Here is a 15894-nt window from a genome sequence, read left to right on the forward strand (position 1 = left end):
TCAAGCGTCCTATGCGGCAACAAGAATTTCTGGAGACAACGACATGCTTAAACCTCTCTCGACAAGGCTTCACCTGTTCCTCGCCGCCTTAGCGGCATTCGTTGCACTGCCACTGGCCGCACAAGAGCAAGCTCCCTCTCGCTCACTGACGATGATCGTTCCGTTGTCTGCAGGCTCCGCATTCGACGTCCTGGGACGTGCGCTGGCGGAGGGGATTTCAAAGGCAGCGGGCCAACCGGTTGTGGTGCTTAACCGAGACGGTGCTGGAATGACATTGGCCATGGACCAACTGGCCAAGGCCAAGCCTGACGGCTACACGATTGCCTTCAGCACCGACATCGCGGTCAACATGACGCCGCTGGTGATGCGCAGCGTCTCGTACAAGGAGAGCGATTTCGAGGTCGTGTGCCGCACCAATGTCCTCGACCCGATCGTAGTGACCGGTCCCAACTCCTCGATCAAGTCCTTCGACGACCTGATTGCTGCCGGTCAGAGGGATCCTGGCAAGTTGACATATGCCACGTCCGGGATCGGACAACCGGGGCATGTGCTGATGGAAGCGATCAGTCAGCAGACCGGCGCGAAGTTCACGCACGTGCCTTTCCGCAATATCGGTGAACTCTCTATTCAGACGCTGAGCGGAGGTGTGGATTTCTCCGTCACGGCGCCCGGGATCCTGGCCACTTTCGTGCCGAAGGGGATGCGAGGACTCGCGACCTGGGCCCCAGTCTCCGAGTCCATCAATGGTTCACCCCCGTTGCCGCGAATCACTGATTTGCTGGGAGCGCGCGCGCCGAGCGCGGCGTTCCAGCCCGGGAGCCTCGGAGTCTTCGTGCCCAAAGGTCTTGATCCGCACATGCGGGCATGGCTGCGCTCGGCCTGCAAGACAGCGGCCGAAGCCCCTGGTTTCGTTTCCGCGTCCAAGGCAGTGTTCGCGCGTCACGCGTACCTGGATGGCCCGGCATTCCAGGCGGCGCTGAATGAGAGTGGAAAGATCGCGGCCGATCTGATCCGCAGATTGAACATCAAGCCGGAATAAGAGGAGAGCTTGTCGTGCGTCCTTAAACACACTGCGCAGTTTCTCAAAGACGCGCCCCAATCCACGGCCCATCGCCGAGCACACCGAATTTCACAAACGATCGACCCAAAAGCAGGAAAGGACTCTGTATGTCGAATGAAAACTATCAAAGCATCTGGACGCACCTGATGGATGCGCCGTTTCGGCAAGACTATGTCGACGCAGGAGGGGTGAAGACCCGCTACGTCAATGCCGGACCGAAGGATGCGCCCAAGCTGATCATGCTGCACGGCATGGGCGGCAGCTGGGAGAACTGCTTCGCCAACTTCCCCGAACACGCCAAGTACTTCGACACCTACGCGATCGACATGCTGGGCCATGGCTTCACCGACAAGCCTGACCGGTTGATGACGACCGCCGAGTACGTGAACCACGTCAAGAACTTCATGGACGCGATGGGCATCGAAAAGGCGTCCTTCGTTGGCCTGTCCCTGGGTTCATGGGTTTCCACAAAGCTCGCCGCGAAGTATCCCGAACGCGTGGAGAAGGTGTCGATGCTGTCGGCCTGGGGCCGTCTCATCGCCAAGCCCGATGTGAACAGCCCGTTCTTCCGGGAAGGCAACAAGAACCGCCTTGCGGCGGCGATGAATCCGACCTGGGAGCGGATGGAGAAGATCTTTGAGGGCCTGATCGCCAAGCCCGAGCAACGGTTGCCGGACCTTCTCGGCCTGCGGATGAAGATCTATGCGCAGCCTGGCATGGGCAAGGCCATGGAGAACATCTTCAATGGTCTCGAATACTCATGGGGCGACGGCTACGTCACCGACGAAGAGGCGCGCTCGATCAAGTGCCCCTATCTGATCTACGCGACCGTCGATCATGAGGACATCTTCCTGGCATGTGCCTACGAATACGCCAAGCTGATCCCGAACAATCGACTCGTCGAACTGAAGGGCGCATCGCACTGGCCGCAGTGGGAGGCTCTCGAGGAGTTCAACCGGATCAATCTGGAGTTCCTGCGGGGTTGAACCAGTTTCGACCGACGAAGAGACAGCGAACTCAAGGACAAGATCAAGGACAAGAAAATGCGACTGGTTTGTTTTGAACACAATGGAAGAAGTGCCATTGGGGTGCGAGTTGATCAAAAGATCGTCCCACTTGCTCAACACGGCGCCGCGACCATCGCGGACGTACTGAAGATCCCGAACTTTCCAGCCGCCCTGGCAAGTGAAATTGCCGCGGGTGCCTCGACCGCGATAGCGCTGTCGGATGTGAAGCTGATGCCTCCCGTAGGGCCAGCGAACAGGATCTTCTGCGTCGGTCTCAACTACTACGAGCACGTCGTTGAAACGCGGGGAAGCGACGAACCCGCGCCTCCACAAAAACCACCGGCTCCGACGATCTTCCTGCGCATCCTCTCCTCGTTTGTGGGGAGCGAAGTACCTTTGCAGCTGCCTTCGATCTCAGAAAAGTTCGATTGGGAAGGCGAGCTCGTGGCAGTCATCGGTCAGCCCGGCTATCGCATCTCGGCAGAGACGGCACTGGATCACGTCGCAGGTTACTCCGTTGCCAATGACGGTTCGATCCGCGACTGGCAACTGGCGTCCACGCAGTGGACCATGGGCAAGAACTTTGACAAATCCGGCAGCATCGGACCTGAAATTGTCACTGCCGACGAATTGCCCCGCGGTGCACGTGGGCTGCGCATCCAGACACGRCTGAACGGCAAGGCGATGCAGGATGACGTGACCGACAACATGATGTTCGACCTTCCCGCCCTTATCGCCTATCTCAGCCAGGCCGTGAAGCTCGAAGTGGGCGATCTCGTCCTGACGGGAACGCCCTCAGGCATCGGGATCGCTCGCAAACCACCGGTGCTGATGGCAGCAGGCGACCTCTGCGAAGTGGAGATCGAACAGATCGGTGTGCTTCGCAACCGAATTCAACGCGAAAGCTGACAGCGTCTCTCGAGGCCGGAGTTCTGAGCGGCACTCTTGGCGGGGGTCATCCTGCTCCGCCGGGAGGGTGCCGGAAGTGGGCCGACCGCCTGTCTCACGTTCGGAGAAACTGCGTTGAAGAAGTCTTGCGATGTCGTTGTTGTTGGGGCGGGGCCGACTGGTTTGGTCACAAGTTTGCTCTTGGCGCAGGCAGGCCACGAGGTCACCGTTGTCGAGCGCTTTGCCGCCCCCTATCCGCTGCCCAGAGCGGTGTGCCTGAGCCATGAGTCGGTGCGGATACTGCATGCCGCAGGTGTCGGTGATGTCTTGGATGACAAGCTGTACTGGGATGAGCGCATGCGGGCGGGAATCTTCAGGACCGCTTCGGGCGAAGTGCTGATTGAGCAACCGTTCCAAACCTTTGCCGAGTCGGGATGGCCGGAGATGCAGTGCTTCGATCAACCAGTACTTGAAAAGCTTTTGGATGAGTGTGTTCGCGCGCATCCTCGCATTTGCCTGGAACGCGGCCATTCGGTCACGGCCTTGCATCAAAGTGCCGAAGGCGTGGACATCATGGTTGCTGTCGCAGGCACGGAGGGAACGGTCGAACCTGAAGGCGCATCTCCCGGGTTGCGGGCGGCATGGGTGATCGGCTGCGATGGTGCCAACAGTTGCGTGCGTCAAGCCATGAATGTGGCCGTGACGGACCTGGGGTTCACATGGGATTGGCTCGTGGTCGACATCGAGCCCACCGTTGAACGCGATTGGTGGCCGTTCATAGGACAGGTTCTCGGGCCGCCTCGCAGCGTCACCTGGGTGCCTTCAGGCCATGGCCGCCGGCGCTTCGAATTCATGCTTCTGCCCGGTGAGACGCGCGAGGAGATGGGGACAGCGGAGGTTGCTTGGAGCTTGCTTGCCGACTGTGGTGTCGATCCCTCCAACGCGAAACTGCTGCGTCATGTCGTCTACAGCTTCAGAGCGCTCTGGGCCGACCGATGGCGCGACGGCCGCTTGCTGATCGCCGGGGACGCCGCGCATCTCACGCCACCGTTTCTTGGTCAGGGCTTGAATTCCGGTCTGCGCGACGCGGCAACTCTGGCGTGGCGGCTTGACCTGGTGCTGCGCGGCATCGCTCCACCCGATACGCTGGACGACTATGCCACCGAGCGAGTAGCTCATCTTCGCGACGTGATCCAGGAGGCGGTGGCGCTCGGCCGCTTGCTTTGTGTTGTCGATCCGAAGGCCTGCGACGAACGAGATGCCATGCTGCGTCGCATGCGCGATGCACCCGGCACTCACACGCCACCGCCCTGGCGCCTCGGGCGCGGGGCATTGGCCGTTGACGATGAACAGGCCGGACTGCTCGGCCGCCAGGGTGTCGTTCGCAAGGGAGGACGTCAGGATCGCTTTGACGAAGTGTGCGGGAGCGGACGTTTCGTGCTGCTAGGGCGACACGGTGATCCTGCTGACGAACTGTCGACAGCTACGTTGGCGGTCTGGCAGCGCCTTGGCGGTACGACAGCCCATGTCGCCGGCGACGCATCAGTGACCGACGTCGGTGGAATCTACGAGCAATGGTTTGCGCAAACCGGCAGCGAAGTGATCTTGGTGCGCCCGGATTTCTATGTGTTCGGTACAGATCGCAGGTTTGCAGATGCCGAGCGACTTGTGCGCGAGCTGGCACGCGGACTTCACGCCGAAATCAACGAATCGGGAGTTGCTGAGGGGCCGACTCGAGAATAAGAAGGTGTGCAGACGGTGGGAACTGGGGCGCGATAACTACGGTTGCTGAAGCCTTCAATCCGCAATCACAAACAAAAAAAGCAAGGAGAAAAGAATGACTGGACGTTCTACCGAATATGGACGCGGACGCATTGCTCTTCTGGTAGGGCATTGCGCAGGGCTGGTTGACATGATTAGATTGCCACTCTGGGTGGGAGTCCTGGTTGATGTGTATCGATTCGGTCCGCAGCAAGCCGGCGGGATAGCTACCGTCTTCTTGGCTGGGGTCTTCCTGGCCAGCGTCCTGGTAGCGCCGCAGTTTCATCGAGTGTCAGGTCGAGCACTGGCTGTGCTCGGCTTCGGCACAGCTGCAGCCTGTTTCTGGATCGCAGCGACGACTCAGAACACAGCACTGTTGCTTGCGGTGCATGGCTTGGCCGGCCTTGCCAACGGGTTGGCGCTTAGCGTCACACACGGGACGATCTCGACGAGCCGGCAGGCACATCGCCTGAAAGGCATCGCCGGTGTAACCCTTGGGGTCTTCGGGATGCTCTTTATGATTGTTGTTCCGAAGATCATTGGTGCCTTTGGTGGGCCAGCTTTGTTTGTGGTCTTTGGCGGTGTCATGGCAATTGCAGCCCTAACTGCATTGGCTGCATTTCCAGGCAAGACGGCTGCGTCAGACGAGATGCCGAGTGCAGCGCATGCTCGCCAGGTCCCACCCAGGGCAGTATGGATCGGCTTGGTTTGCTGGGCCCTTGTGAGCTTTGCATTCTCGATGACCAGCAGCTTCATGGAGCGGGCAGGCATTGACAATGGCTTCTCCCGTGACCAAGTGGCCACTTCTCTGCTCATCATGGCCACAGTCTCCATGTTTGCGGGGGCGCTGGCGGTGCACCTTGAAGGTCGGCGTTCGCTTCGATCGGTCTCTCCGTACTGCCCTTTGTCTTTGCTGCATCGGTTTGGCTGGTGATGACGGCAACTGAGTTGCTGACATACAGAGTTGGGACTGCGATGCTTCCCTCATCAATGATCATCATGATGACATTTGTTCTCGGCGCATTGTCCAAACTCGACCATAGCGGACGTTCTCTGGCTGCCTTTCCAGCTGCCATCATGCTTGGTACAGCATCCGGCCCCGTGATTGGCGGAACTCTTGTGAAGGCATTCGGCTATGGCGCGATTTCTATGGGAGCGGCGGTGGCCGCGGCAGTTGCGCTGCTTGGATTTCTACGACTGGCAGGCGAGCATAAACAGGCGCTACTGAGCTCGATTCAAGCGGACGGCATCCATCGAGTCAGACTGTTTTGAACCATTTTCCGAAGAGATCCATCAATACTAAGCAAGGAGCATCTATGTCCAACGAGAAATTCACTGTGGGCGGCGTTCTCTATGACCGTCCTTTCAAGATTCGGCGCCTCAACCACTTTGGCATCAGTGTCGATAACACCGGTGAGTCACTCAGGTTCTATCGCGACATTCTGGGGTTCTACGTTGCCGACATTCTCGACACAGCCATGACCGATCCTGGGCCGTGGCTTGACGGCGTACCAGACACGAAGGTCTATTTTCTGCGGCACAACAGTGACCACCATACTTTCGTTCTCATGCCAAGACCATGGATCGAGCACTTCGCGCCCCCGCTGCGCGACGACCTGACCGTGAACCAGATCACTTGGCAGGTGGGAAGCCTGCGCGAGGTGGTCGAGGCACGGCAGTGGCTTGCCACGCTAGGTCAGAAGATTGATCGACATGGCCGTGATCCCGGCTCCAATTGGCACACGTACTTTTCCGATCCCACCGGCCACATCAACGAAGTCGAGTACGGCATCGAGCAGGTAGGTTGGGACGGATTGAGCAAACCCGTTGTGATGTGGCCCTGGCGCAATGACCACCCCGATTTGCCATTCAAGTCCGAGGTCACCGAGGTCGCAGAGGCGCATGCCAATGGCGTCGACATCTTCTCAGGGCATCGCTGGATCGATGACCTGCCGAAGACCTACGATGTCGGTGGCGTGCTCCTGGCCCGTCCGTTCAAGCCAGTGCGAGTCGGTCCAGCGAGCATCTTCGTTGCAGACGTGGATGCCGCCCTTTCCTTCTACACGGAGCGTCTCGGGCTGACTGTGAGCGAGGAGACCACGGTTTCCGGGAGGCGGGTTGTGTTCCTGCGTGCGAACACAGAGCATCACAGCCTGGTGCTGCTACCGCTGGAGTTACGCAGCGTCTTGGGAGTGCGAGACGACAGCACGTTGCTGGCGTTCGGAGTCCAGCTCGGCTCCTACGAGCAACTCCGCGTCGCGAAGGGATTCCTGGAGCAAAGGGGCATCAAACTCATCGAGCTGCCACAGGAGTTGCATTTGGGCATCGACTACGTCGTCCATGCCGTTGCCCCTGATGGCCACGTCATTCAGTTGTACTACTACATGGAGCAAGTCGGCTGGAATGGTGAGGTGCGTAGAAGATCCGACCGGCGCCAGGTTGTCCCTGGTGTCTGGCCTGTGACGCTGGACGCGCTTTCTGACACGTACGGTGGTGAGACTTTCTGGGGGCCGCTGGGTTAGTTGAAGCAGGGCTCCCTCAGGCGTGGGCGTTCGAGGATTGTTCGATCCTGAAGATGCTGCATGAGGGCGGTTGGGTCACCGTTCTGGGTCATTTGATGACTTGATGGAAGCCTTGCCTGCATCGATCTGCTCGTGCGAGGGTGGGTGACATCCCGAAGACGCACGACGACCACAGGCCAAGACGCCGGCAACATCTTCCGACTAGGAGTAGTAGATGAGCAGTTTAAGTATCGCAGGGATCTGTGGGAGTCTTCGATCGGCTTCGCTGAATCGTATGGCGCTGCGCCTAGCGAGTGAAAGCATGCCTTCGGGAACGGCGTTCAGTGAGATTGGCATCCGTGACGTTCCGATGTTCGACGGTGATCTGATGGCTCGCGGCATGCCGGCGCCCGTGGTTGAGCTGCGAGAAGCCATCCGGGCGTCTGATGGGATTCTCATCGCCACGCCGGAATACAACTTCTCTATTCCGGGCGTGCTCAAGAATGCGCTCGACTGGGTGAGCCGTGGCGATGACCAGCCCTTCGCCTACAAGCCAGTGGTGATCATCACGGCATCCCCGGGGCCACTGGGCGGTGCTCGCGTGCAGTATGACTTACGGAAAGTGCTTCTCTACATGAATGCCCAACTGCTCGCCAAACCTGAAGTCTTCATCGGCGGAGCGGCTGGAAAGTTCGCCACGAGTGGCGAGTGCATCGACGCAACGACACGAGGATTTGTAAAAGATCAGATGACGGCGTTTGTGCGCTGGATTGAAGCCGTCAAGCGCATGGGGCTGGGTTGAGAACGCTCCGAGCGAAAGAGAATTGATCGAGCTGCCGCTGTGCGGCGTTGGGGCGTTGGCAGCCCGTGAACAGGTACAGCACGGCACGAACACCTTTTACAGAATCGCCTTGGTCGGGCCAACTACTTGCCCGAACTGCTCCAGCAGAGCCTCGACATGCTCAAAGTGCTCGTGCTTGATGTATCTCTTGGCTAGCACCCCCCATCGGAGTTCGTCCGGCCTACCCGGCGGTCGCGGCGTCCACGAGTTCGACGATGTCGGTCACCTTCAGCCGCTCGTTGCCGACGGTCTTGGCGGCATCCCGGTACATGGCCAGGTCCTTGGGGCAGGTGACGACGAAGTACTCCAAGTCGGGAAGCTCAAGTGCTTCATGAATGCGCTGCACACTCGGACGGTCCTTCTTGCCGATATCCGTCATCCAGATGCGCCCGCCACCTGCGCCGCAGCAGAAGGTGTTCTCGCGGTTCCTGGGCATCTCGATCAGGTTGACGCCCACCGAGGCGAGAATGGAGCGAGGAGCATCCGTCACGCCCACATAGCGCGCTAGGTGGCAGGGGTCGTGGTAGGTCGCCGCTCCGGCAAGCCGCTTCTTGATGGGCAGGGCGCCCGACTCGATCAACTCGCAGATGAGTTCGGTGTGATGGCGAACCTTGTAGCTGCCTCCGAACTCCGGGTACTCGTTGACCAAGGTATTGTAGGAGTGGGGATCCGTGGTGATGATTTCCTTGAAGCTCGCCTGGGAGATTGCCGCGATGTTGCTTTCGGCGAGCATCTGGTACAAGCCTTCTTCTCCCACACGCCGGACGTCATTGCCCGAGTTGCGCTCCGCGGCATACAGGATTCCGAAGTTCACGCCGGCACGATCGAGGATCGTGGCGACCTTGCGGGTAATTGCTTGCAGCCCGGGGTCGAACGATGCGTAGTCGCCCACGAACCAGAGCACATCCACCGGCTCCTCGGTTGCATTCTTGACCTTGAAGGGAAGGTCCGATGCCCACGAACCTCTTTCTTCCTCGGGTTGCCCAAACGAGTTTCCCGTGACGGCAATCTTCTCCAGGGTGCGCTGCAAATTGCTATCCATCGACCCGACTTCAACCAAGGAGCGACGCATCTTGACCATCAGCGGTACATGCTCGATGCCCACCGGGCAGACTTCCACGCAGGCAAGGCAGGTGGTGCAAGACCAAAGCACCTTGGAGTCGATCAGGCTGGCAGGCTCACCTTGCACGCGCACAGGCTTCTTCTCACGCAGCAAGTTTCCGCCCCCAAGTGCTGCGTCGGCCTGTTCCTTCAGTTCAAGGACGACATCGCGAGGGGAGAGTGGCCACCCTCCTGCGCCCGCAGGGCATACCACGTGGCAGCGACCACACTTTGTGCAGGAGTCGACATTGATCAACTCCTTTCGAGAGAGGTCGGTGATGCTCCGGTAGCCAGCACTTTCCGCGTTGGTATCGAGGGCAGGCAGGCGCTTTCCGGCCAGTGAATCTCTGAGCAGCAGGCTCACACCCGCGACAAACATGTGGACCGCCTTGGAGTAAGGCAGGTAGGCGATGAAAGCGAAGACGAGGACCGCGTGCAGCCACCAGGCATAGCCATAGGACTGGTTCGCGCCGGCGATCCCGAGCCCCATCCATTCAAGAAGGTCGGCGAGATGCCATCCGACGACGGACCAGATCTCGTGGGGCGGGCGATCCGCAAGAATGCGAAGCGCTTCGAGCAGAAATCCGGTCAGACCAATGGCCAGCAAGCCCCATGAGAAGAGAACATCATCACGCCTGTAACCACTTCGGTCGTAGGCACCAGCCTCTTGGTCCCGGCGGGCGTAGTCGAGTTGAGGGGGTCTGGCGAGGTAGCGTCGGGCGAGCATGATGGCCAGTCCGATCACGAAGGCGGCACCCGCCAGGTCGAGAACCAGCGAAAAGGCGACGTAGAAGCCCCCTTTCCAGAACTGAAGATCCTCGCTGATCGGCCTCAGGATGTCATGGTCGATGGTGATGGTGACCGTGCCGGCGAAGAGGATGGCGAAGCCCCAGAAGATCATCAGGTGCGCGTAGCCGACCAAGGCGTTGCGCTTGCGCAAGGTGCTGTGCTTCGCGATCGTGGTCAGGGCTTGCGTAACCTGACTGAGCTGAAAAGTCCAAGGTGCTGCTCCGGCCTTTGCCGATCGGTACTTCTTGACCCTCAGCCAGACGCCGTAGCAGAACACCACAATGGCCAAGAGCGCCACACCATAAAAAAGGACAATGGTCGGTATCGGAAGATCTCGGAACAGTTGGCGTGTGGGAATCTCGAGTTCCGTCATGTATGGCCTTGCGGTGCGTTCTGCGTGGGGCCGCCGGGGGCGAACCCGGCAACCTGATTGAGCGTGTTCAGATCTTCACGATCTTCGTGGGGTCGTACTGGGGCCACCACTTGCTGATGCCCAGGTCCTCCGCGATCGCGTTGGCTGCGTTGTAGCCAGGGCCGCCCACGGCGAAGCCGCCGGGATGCGAGGAGGCGCCGCACAGGTACAGGTTCGAGAAGCAGGTACGGTACTGCGACATGCCTGCCCAGGGACGGTTGAAGCCTGTTTGCTCCGGTGTGATCCTCCCTTGGCAGATGTCCCCGTTCATCATCTCGGGGAAACAAGCTTCGATATCGAGCGGCGTGTAGGGGAACTTCCCGATGATGTTGGCGTCGGTCACGTTCGGCGCGTACTCGCGCAGCTTGTCGAGGATCTGCTCCGTCGCATCTCGTGCGATGTCGTTCCACCGGCTGGGCCCGCCATCTGCGAGATTGAACGGCGCGAGGATGGAGAAGAATGCGGTGTGGTGCCCAGGCGGCGCCTGGCTCGGATCATGGATGGTGGGAATTCCTCCGCTCAGCCCGGTCACGTCAGGAAGTAGGCCCGCTCTGGCTTGCTGCTGCATCCGGATCATGTCGCTCGGCGAGTCGTATCCAATGGTGTAGTACAGGCTGTGGTTCAGGTCCGGCTCGCGCTCCGCCATGGTGAAGAGCGGCCGCTCCTTCAGGCACAGGAAGATCCGTAGGATGGTTTCATCCTTGAACTTGAAGTTGGCCGCCTTCTCGCGCACATCTTCGGGCAGCTTGCCTTCGTCGATCATGAACAGGAACGTCTGTACCGGGTTCACATTGCTCGCCACGAAACGGTCGGCGTAGAACTCCCGCCCGTCATCAAGAATGACGCCCTTGGCGGTGTTGTCCTCGACGATGATTTGCTGAACGGGGTTGCCCAGGAAGATCTTCCCGCCGTTCTCTTCGATGATGCGTGCGATGGCGTCTGCCACCGATCGCGTTCCGCCCCTCACCATGGAGTTCTTCTGCGCGAACCACGCAATCATCGTGGCGAACACGATGGTGGGAATGCCCTTCGTGGTCGGGTCGTATTCGGAGACCACAGCACCGCGCACGAGCGCCATGCGGATCATGGGCGATTCGAACAGCTCGTTCGCATACTCCTCTGGGCTGTACCCCAAAGCGATTCGCAGGTACTCGTTGCCACCGGGCTTCTTGCGGATCTCTGCTTCCCAGATGTCGGGCGGCTTGGGAGCCGAATACATGTCAGGGAGGATGATGTCGCGATACCACTGCAGCCACTGCCGGGCCATCTTCCGGTAGGTGTCCGCGTCCTTCGGCGAGATGCGGTGAATCGACTGGGCCGTCGCTTCGATGTCCTGGTAATGAAGGAAGTAGCCGCCGTGGTTCACGTAGGCTTTCTTCACATGCGGGAAGATGTACTCGACCCCATAGCGGTCCAGTTCGAGGTCGTAGTGCGCCGGGCTGTCGTGCATCTTCGAAAAGATCGCATGCGTGTTGTGCTTGAAGCCCGGCACCGACAGTTCCTCGGTCGCAAAACCGCCTCCGACCGTGAGCCGCGGCTCGAACACCGCAACCTTCAAGCCGGCCTTGGCAAGGTAGGCCGCCGTGATCAGCCCGTTGTGGCCTGCGCCGATCACGATGCCGTCGAATCTGTTTTGAGACATGTTGGTTCCTGGTATGGAGGGGCGATGGTGGATCGGTCGCAGTTATCGGCGGGCGCTCTTGACCTGCTCGGTGAGTTGGGGAATCAGCTCTAGGATGTCGCCGACGACACCGATGTCGGCGGTCTTGAAGATGGGCGCCTCTGGGTCCTTGTTGATGGCCACGACCAAGCCGGCTTCCTTCATGCCGTAGACGTGTTCGACCGCCCCCGAGATGCCGCACGCGAGGTACAGCTTGGGCTTCACGGTTTTGCCGGAGAGGCCGACCTGCGACGAGACGGTGAGCCAGCCCATGTCGACCAGCGGGCGTGAGCACGCTGGCACACCCCCGATGGCCGCTGCCAGCTCTTCGATCAGGGCGTAGTTCTTCTTCTCGCCTAGGCCGCGGCCGCCGGAGACCACGATGTCCGCCTTGGCGATGTCCACGCCGGACGACTCCGGAACGATGGTCCGGATGGGACGCACCCGCGAATCGCTACCGGCCGAAGCGTCGATCGCGGTCACGGCGCCGGGCTCGCTGGCAAGCTCGGGCTTGGCGCCGGACTGCTGCATCGTGGCGACCAGCGGGATGCTATCCAACGCGACCTTGGCGATGAGACGGCCACGGTACATCGGCCGTGTGAACCGGACATCGCCGTTGTCGATCTCCAGATCGATGCAGTTGCTGGCGAAGGCGACCTTAAGCTTGACGGCCAGCCGAGGCGCCAGGTCCATGCCGAGGTAGGTCTGGGCCAAGAGAACCGCACCCGGATCGACCTTGTCGAGCAGCTTCTGCAGCTCGGTCAGGTAGACGGCGGCATCGTAGTCGGCGTGTCGTGGCGAATCCGCCAGCCGCACCTCCACGCCGTAGCGGCTCACCTCGCTCGCGGCATCTGCGATCTGATGACCGATCAGCAGGGCGATGACTCGGCCACCACGGCTGCGTGCCAGCTTGGTGGCAGCGGCAATGAGCGAGGCGTTCGCCGATTCGGATTGCCCCACGCCCGCTTCACAAACGATGACGACATTGGACTTGGACATTCAGATCACCCCACGTTGAACAAGAGTTGCCACCAGTTGCTTCATCGCATCCGGCGGCGTCGCCTCGATCATTTCGCACTTGCCGCGACTGACCGGCAGAGAAAGCTCGAGCACTCGCAGCTGCGCGGCGCTCTTCGAATCCACCGTCAGATTCAGCGAGTCGATCGGCAGCGTGTCGATCTTCTTGGCGCGAGCCTTGACGACCGCCATGACGGGCAAGTAGCGAACCGGGCGGATGCCGAACTGGATCGTGAAGACGCACGGCAGATCGACTTCCAGTTCCTCCTTGAATCCGGCCCCGAGCTCGCGGATCACCTTGGCGCGCTTGTGTTGTGGCTCGAAGGTGATTTCGGTCACTGCCGTGACGACGGGCAGGCCGAGAGACTCCGCCAACGCGATCCCGAACTTCCCCTGGAGATCATCGTCCGCCTGGATGCCGACGAAGATCGCGTCGCAGTTCATGTCCTTGACGACGGCTACTGCGGCGGCGGTGCTCAGCAGCGAGTGGGTGCCTCGGTGCGTTTCGTCCACGACGTGGACTGCCTGGTCGACCCCACGGGCATATGCCACATGAAGGGCTTCCTTGGCGCGAGCGCCGCCGATGGTGATCGCGACGACGCTGCCTTGATGCACGGAGCGCTGATGCACAGCCTCCTCGATCGCATAGAGATCCGTTTCATTGACCTCGTGCGCGAGGTTGGCATCCTCGATCCGGTCTAGGCCAGGGGCGATCTTCGGCGTGACCGCCGAGATCGGAACATGTTTCGCAAATGTGGCGATCCTCATCAGATATCCAGGAAGAGTTAAAAGGTTTCGATCAAGCTTGCTGAGGCATGGGCTGAGCCGAGCTGTTCGACCCAAGAATCCCGATTGCGCTCAGACTTTCTCCATCCCGCCATCGACGATGAGCGTCTGGCCGGTGATGAATCCCGCATCGTCTGACGCGAGGAAGCTGGCGGCACCCGCCAGGTCTTCGGGAACGCCGGGACGCTTGATGGCGTTGAGGTGGCCGTAGTTCTTCAGGAACGAATCCACTCGCGCCGACTGCTTGGCGATCCGGTCGACGAGGGTGAAGCCCGGGGCGATCGCGTTGACGGTGATGTTGTCGTCGCCCAGTTCATGAGCGAGGGAGCGGGTGAAGGCGATCAGGGCGCCCTTGCTGGAGACGTAGTGGAGCTGGTACGGCAACCCCGTGTGCACGGTGCTCGACGCGATGTTGATCACGCGGCCACTCTTCTGTCGCTTCATGTGCGGCGCGACGGCGCGGCAGCAGAGATAGGGACCGAGAGTGTTCACCTCCATCATTCGGCGCCAATCGGCAGCGCCAATCTCTTCGAATGGCTTGGGAAGGGTGACCATCGCCGCGTTGTTGACGAGAATGTCGATTCGACCGAACTTCTCGAAGGTGGCTTTGACCAGCGTCTCGACGTCCGACTCGAAAGAGATGTCGGTGGTGAGTCCAAGTACCTCAGGGCCCACGGCGGAGAGCTCAGCGGCTGCGGCTTCTGCGCCATGGATGTCGGCGATGACGACGTGTGCACCTTCGAGGACAAAACGCTTGGTGATGGCGTTGCCGATCCCTGCGCTACCGCCCGTGACGATCGCGACCTTTCCTCCATGCTTCATTTCGAACTTGTCTCCATATTGGTTCAGTAGATGCCAATCGCGAAGACGAACAGATCTCGATTTCGCGCGCTTGAATTGAATCGTATGTGTATGAAACCCCTTGGCCAAGTGACCAATCGATCCTAGGATACGGAGACACCACCCTGTTGCTCCTCGCATCGCAGGACCGCAGTTGGTCCTTGTCCATAGAATCGATTGAGGTTAGTCTTAGAGAGCGAGACGGTGCATGCACCTCTTGGGCCAGTCCGGCAGCGGTGGGAGTTCATGAGCGACACAGCTCGACTTCGAGGCCGCGAGGGCCGCGAAACGATCATGCTTAGTGCTTCCCCGTTCCAAGCTCGACGAGTTGGTGCGCCAGCAGGCCTGGCGATACAGACTCCCCAATCCCACTGCGCTGAACATGGGTGATAGTCACATCACGTGTGTGGGAGGCGTCCAAGGGAAGCGGAGAAGTGTCGAACCATCAGACCTCGGCCAGTGCCGCGAGCGATGCGGCGATCGCGACACGTCGCTCCCGCCGTTCAATCAGATGATGAAGGGGGTTGCCCGGTTGTACCGCCGAGCGTCCGTTGTACTGCGGGCGACATGCTCGTCTTGGTTTGGGTTGGCAGCCAGAGCATGCGGCACAACAGGGGAACAGATGGCGGCCAAGCGCTCGAAGCGAGTCTGCTTCTAGGGATGGTCTGCAGAACACGATCTGCATTCGCGGCTGAGTGGGTCAGGTGATCTCGACGCATCCAGATGGCTCGATCGCGCAGGCTCGGCATCGATTTGCTGCGCGTCGCGGTCCCTGCGCGGGCCTGGCAAGCCCCATTCGGACCTCGCAGACGCACTCATCCCCTGATCTCCATCAACTTTCGCCGCGCCATCCACAGGTTCGACAACGTGAACAGCGTGACGATCTGCGCCGTGTTCTTCGCCAAGCCGCGATAGCGCACCTTCGTGAACCCGAACTGCTGCTTGATCACCCGGAACGGGTGCTCAACCTTCGCTCTGATGCTGGCCTTCATCTTCTCTACACGCTCAGCCACGAACTCCGGCTCGATGAACGGGTTGAGCAGCCTGCGCTTGCCTGGGCGCATCGCCACATGCCAGGTCGGCCCTGCGGCCTCCGCTCGCTTGTGCACGCCCTGATAGCCCGAATCGCCGAAAGCCACGTGCTCCTCGCCGTGAAGAAGTTCGCCAGCTACGTTGATGTCGCTCACATTGGCCGACGTACCCACCACCGTGTGCACCAGCCCCGACGCGG

14 protein-coding genes are annotated in these 15894 nt (G+C 60.3%); 8 read left to right on the forward strand and 6 right to left on the reverse strand.

The genetic code is table 11. From position 1 onward, the window contains the following. Positions 1-43: 43 nt before the first annotated feature. The 8 genes from AC1D2O_RS19770 (at position 44) to AC1D2O_RS19805 (ending at position 8019) form a co-directional block, all read left to right on the forward strand. The gene (locus AC1D2O_RS19770; protein WP_477650233.1) at positions 44-1039 is read left to right on the forward strand and encodes a tripartite tricarboxylate transporter substrate binding protein; all 996 of its coding nucleotides are present in this window, start codon (positions 44-46) and stop codon (positions 1037-1039) included. A 128-nt stretch (positions 1040-1167) separates the two neighbouring features. Then, entirely contained in the window at positions 1168-2046 is an 879-nt protein-coding gene (locus AC1D2O_RS19775; protein WP_477650232.1) for an alpha/beta fold hydrolase, read from the forward strand. Between the two features lie 57 nt (positions 2047-2103). After that, on the forward strand, positions 2104-2976 hold the full coding sequence (locus AC1D2O_RS19780; protein ID WP_477650231.1) for a fumarylacetoacetate hydrolase family protein: 873 nt from the start codon (positions 2104-2106) through the stop codon (positions 2974-2976). A 114-nt stretch (positions 2977-3090) separates the two neighbouring features. Further along, complete coding sequence (locus AC1D2O_RS19785) at positions 3091-4698, forward strand: bifunctional 3-(3-hydroxy-phenyl)propionate/3-hydroxycinnamic acid hydroxylase (RefSeq protein ID WP_478157773.1); 1608 nt, start codon at positions 3091-3093, stop codon at positions 4696-4698. A 94-nt stretch (positions 4699-4792) separates the two neighbouring features. Then, complete coding sequence (locus tag AC1D2O_RS19790) at positions 4793-5650, forward strand: MFS transporter (protein WP_477650229.1); 858 nt, start codon at positions 4793-4795, stop codon at positions 5648-5650. Between the two features lie 56 nt (positions 5651-5706). Beyond that, positions 5707-5988 carry a hypothetical protein gene (locus tag AC1D2O_RS19795; protein WP_478157774.1) on the forward strand — a complete coding sequence of 94 codons (282 nt, stop codon included), beginning with the start codon at positions 5707-5709 and terminating at the stop codon, positions 5986-5988. A gap of 44 nt (positions 5989-6032) precedes the next feature. After that, positions 6033-7238 (forward strand): VOC family protein, encoded by a 1206-nt coding sequence (locus AC1D2O_RS19800; protein WP_478157775.1) that lies wholly within the window; start codon positions 6033-6035, stop codon positions 7236-7238. Positions 7239-7452: 214 nt separating this feature from the next. Further along, positions 7453-8019: an NADPH-dependent FMN reductase gene (locus tag AC1D2O_RS19805; protein WP_477650726.1), complete on the forward strand. Its 567-nt coding sequence runs from the start codon at positions 7453-7455 to the stop codon at positions 8017-8019. Between the two features lie 220 nt (positions 8020-8239). On the opposite strand, the gene AC1D2O_RS19810 is transcribed toward AC1D2O_RS19805, so the two are convergent. The 6 genes from AC1D2O_RS19810 to AC1D2O_RS19835 form a co-directional block, all read right to left on the reverse strand. Continuing rightward, positions 8240-10321, reverse strand: coding sequence for a heterodisulfide reductase-related iron-sulfur binding cluster (locus AC1D2O_RS19810; protein WP_478157776.1), 2082 nt, complete (start codon positions 10319-10321; stop codon positions 8240-8242). A 67-nt stretch (positions 10322-10388) separates the two neighbouring features. Further along, on the reverse strand, positions 10389-11975 hold the full coding sequence (locus AC1D2O_RS19815) for a phytoene desaturase family protein (protein ID WP_478157777.1): 1587 nt from the start codon (positions 11973-11975) through the stop codon (positions 10389-10391). Between the two features lie 69 nt (positions 11976-12044). Then, complete coding sequence (locus tag AC1D2O_RS19820; RefSeq protein WP_477650476.1) at positions 12045-13019, reverse strand: electron transfer flavoprotein subunit alpha/FixB family protein; 975 nt, start codon at positions 13017-13019, stop codon at positions 12045-12047. Further along, positions 13020-13805, reverse strand: coding sequence for an electron transfer flavoprotein subunit beta/FixA family protein (locus AC1D2O_RS19825; RefSeq protein ID WP_478157778.1), 786 nt, complete (start codon positions 13803-13805; stop codon positions 13020-13022). It abuts the gene before it with no gap. Positions 13806-13895: 90 nt separating this feature from the next. Next, positions 13896-14645, reverse strand: a complete 750-nt coding sequence (locus AC1D2O_RS19830) for an SDR family NAD(P)-dependent oxidoreductase (protein WP_477649982.1) — start codon at positions 14643-14645, stop codon at positions 13896-13898. A gap of 833 nt (positions 14646-15478) precedes the next feature. Then, positions 15479-15894: transposase (locus AC1D2O_RS19835; RefSeq protein ID WP_478157779.1), on the reverse strand; the 416-nt coding region annotated here is incomplete at its 5' end.

Source organism: Variovorax sp. P1_G12 (assembly GCF_056405555.1).

What these genes read in the sequence shown, in the direction of transcription:
- AC1D2O_RS19775 (WP_477650232.1), top strand. Translation starts at nt 1,168, where the DNA reads ATGTCGAATGAAAACTATCAAAGCATCTGGACGCACCTGATGGATGCG.
- AC1D2O_RS19790 (WP_477650229.1), top strand. Translation starts at nt 4,793, where the DNA reads ATGACTGGACGTTCTACCGAATATGGACGCGGACGCATTGCTCTTCTG.
- AC1D2O_RS19825 (WP_478157778.1), bottom strand. Translation starts at nt 13,805, where the DNA reads ATGAGGATCGCCACATTTGCGAAACATGTTCCGATCTCGGCGGTCACG.
- AC1D2O_RS19800 (WP_478157775.1), top strand. Translation starts at nt 6,033, where the DNA reads ATGTCCAACGAGAAATTCACTGTGGGCGGCGTTCTCTATGACCGTCCT.
- AC1D2O_RS19820 (WP_477650476.1), bottom strand. Translation starts at nt 13,019, where the DNA reads ATGTCCAAGTCCAATGTCGTCATCGTTTGTGAAGCGGGCGTGGGGCAA.
- AC1D2O_RS19810 (WP_478157776.1), bottom strand. Translation starts at nt 10,321, where the DNA reads ATGACGGAACTCGAGATTCCCACACGCCAACTGTTCCGAGATCTTCCG.
- AC1D2O_RS19830 (WP_477649982.1), bottom strand. Translation starts at nt 14,645, where the DNA reads ATGAAGCATGGAGGAAAGGTCGCGATCGTCACGGGCGGTAGCGCAGGG.
- AC1D2O_RS19805 (WP_477650726.1), top strand. Translation starts at nt 7,453, where the DNA reads ATGAGCAGTTTAAGTATCGCAGGGATCTGTGGGAGTCTTCGATCGGCT.
- AC1D2O_RS19770 (WP_477650233.1), top strand. Translation starts at nt 44, where the DNA reads ATGCTTAAACCTCTCTCGACAAGGCTTCACCTGTTCCTCGCCGCCTTA.
- AC1D2O_RS19795 (WP_478157774.1), top strand. Translation starts at nt 5,707, where the DNA reads ATGATCATCATGATGACATTTGTTCTCGGCGCATTGTCCAAACTCGAC.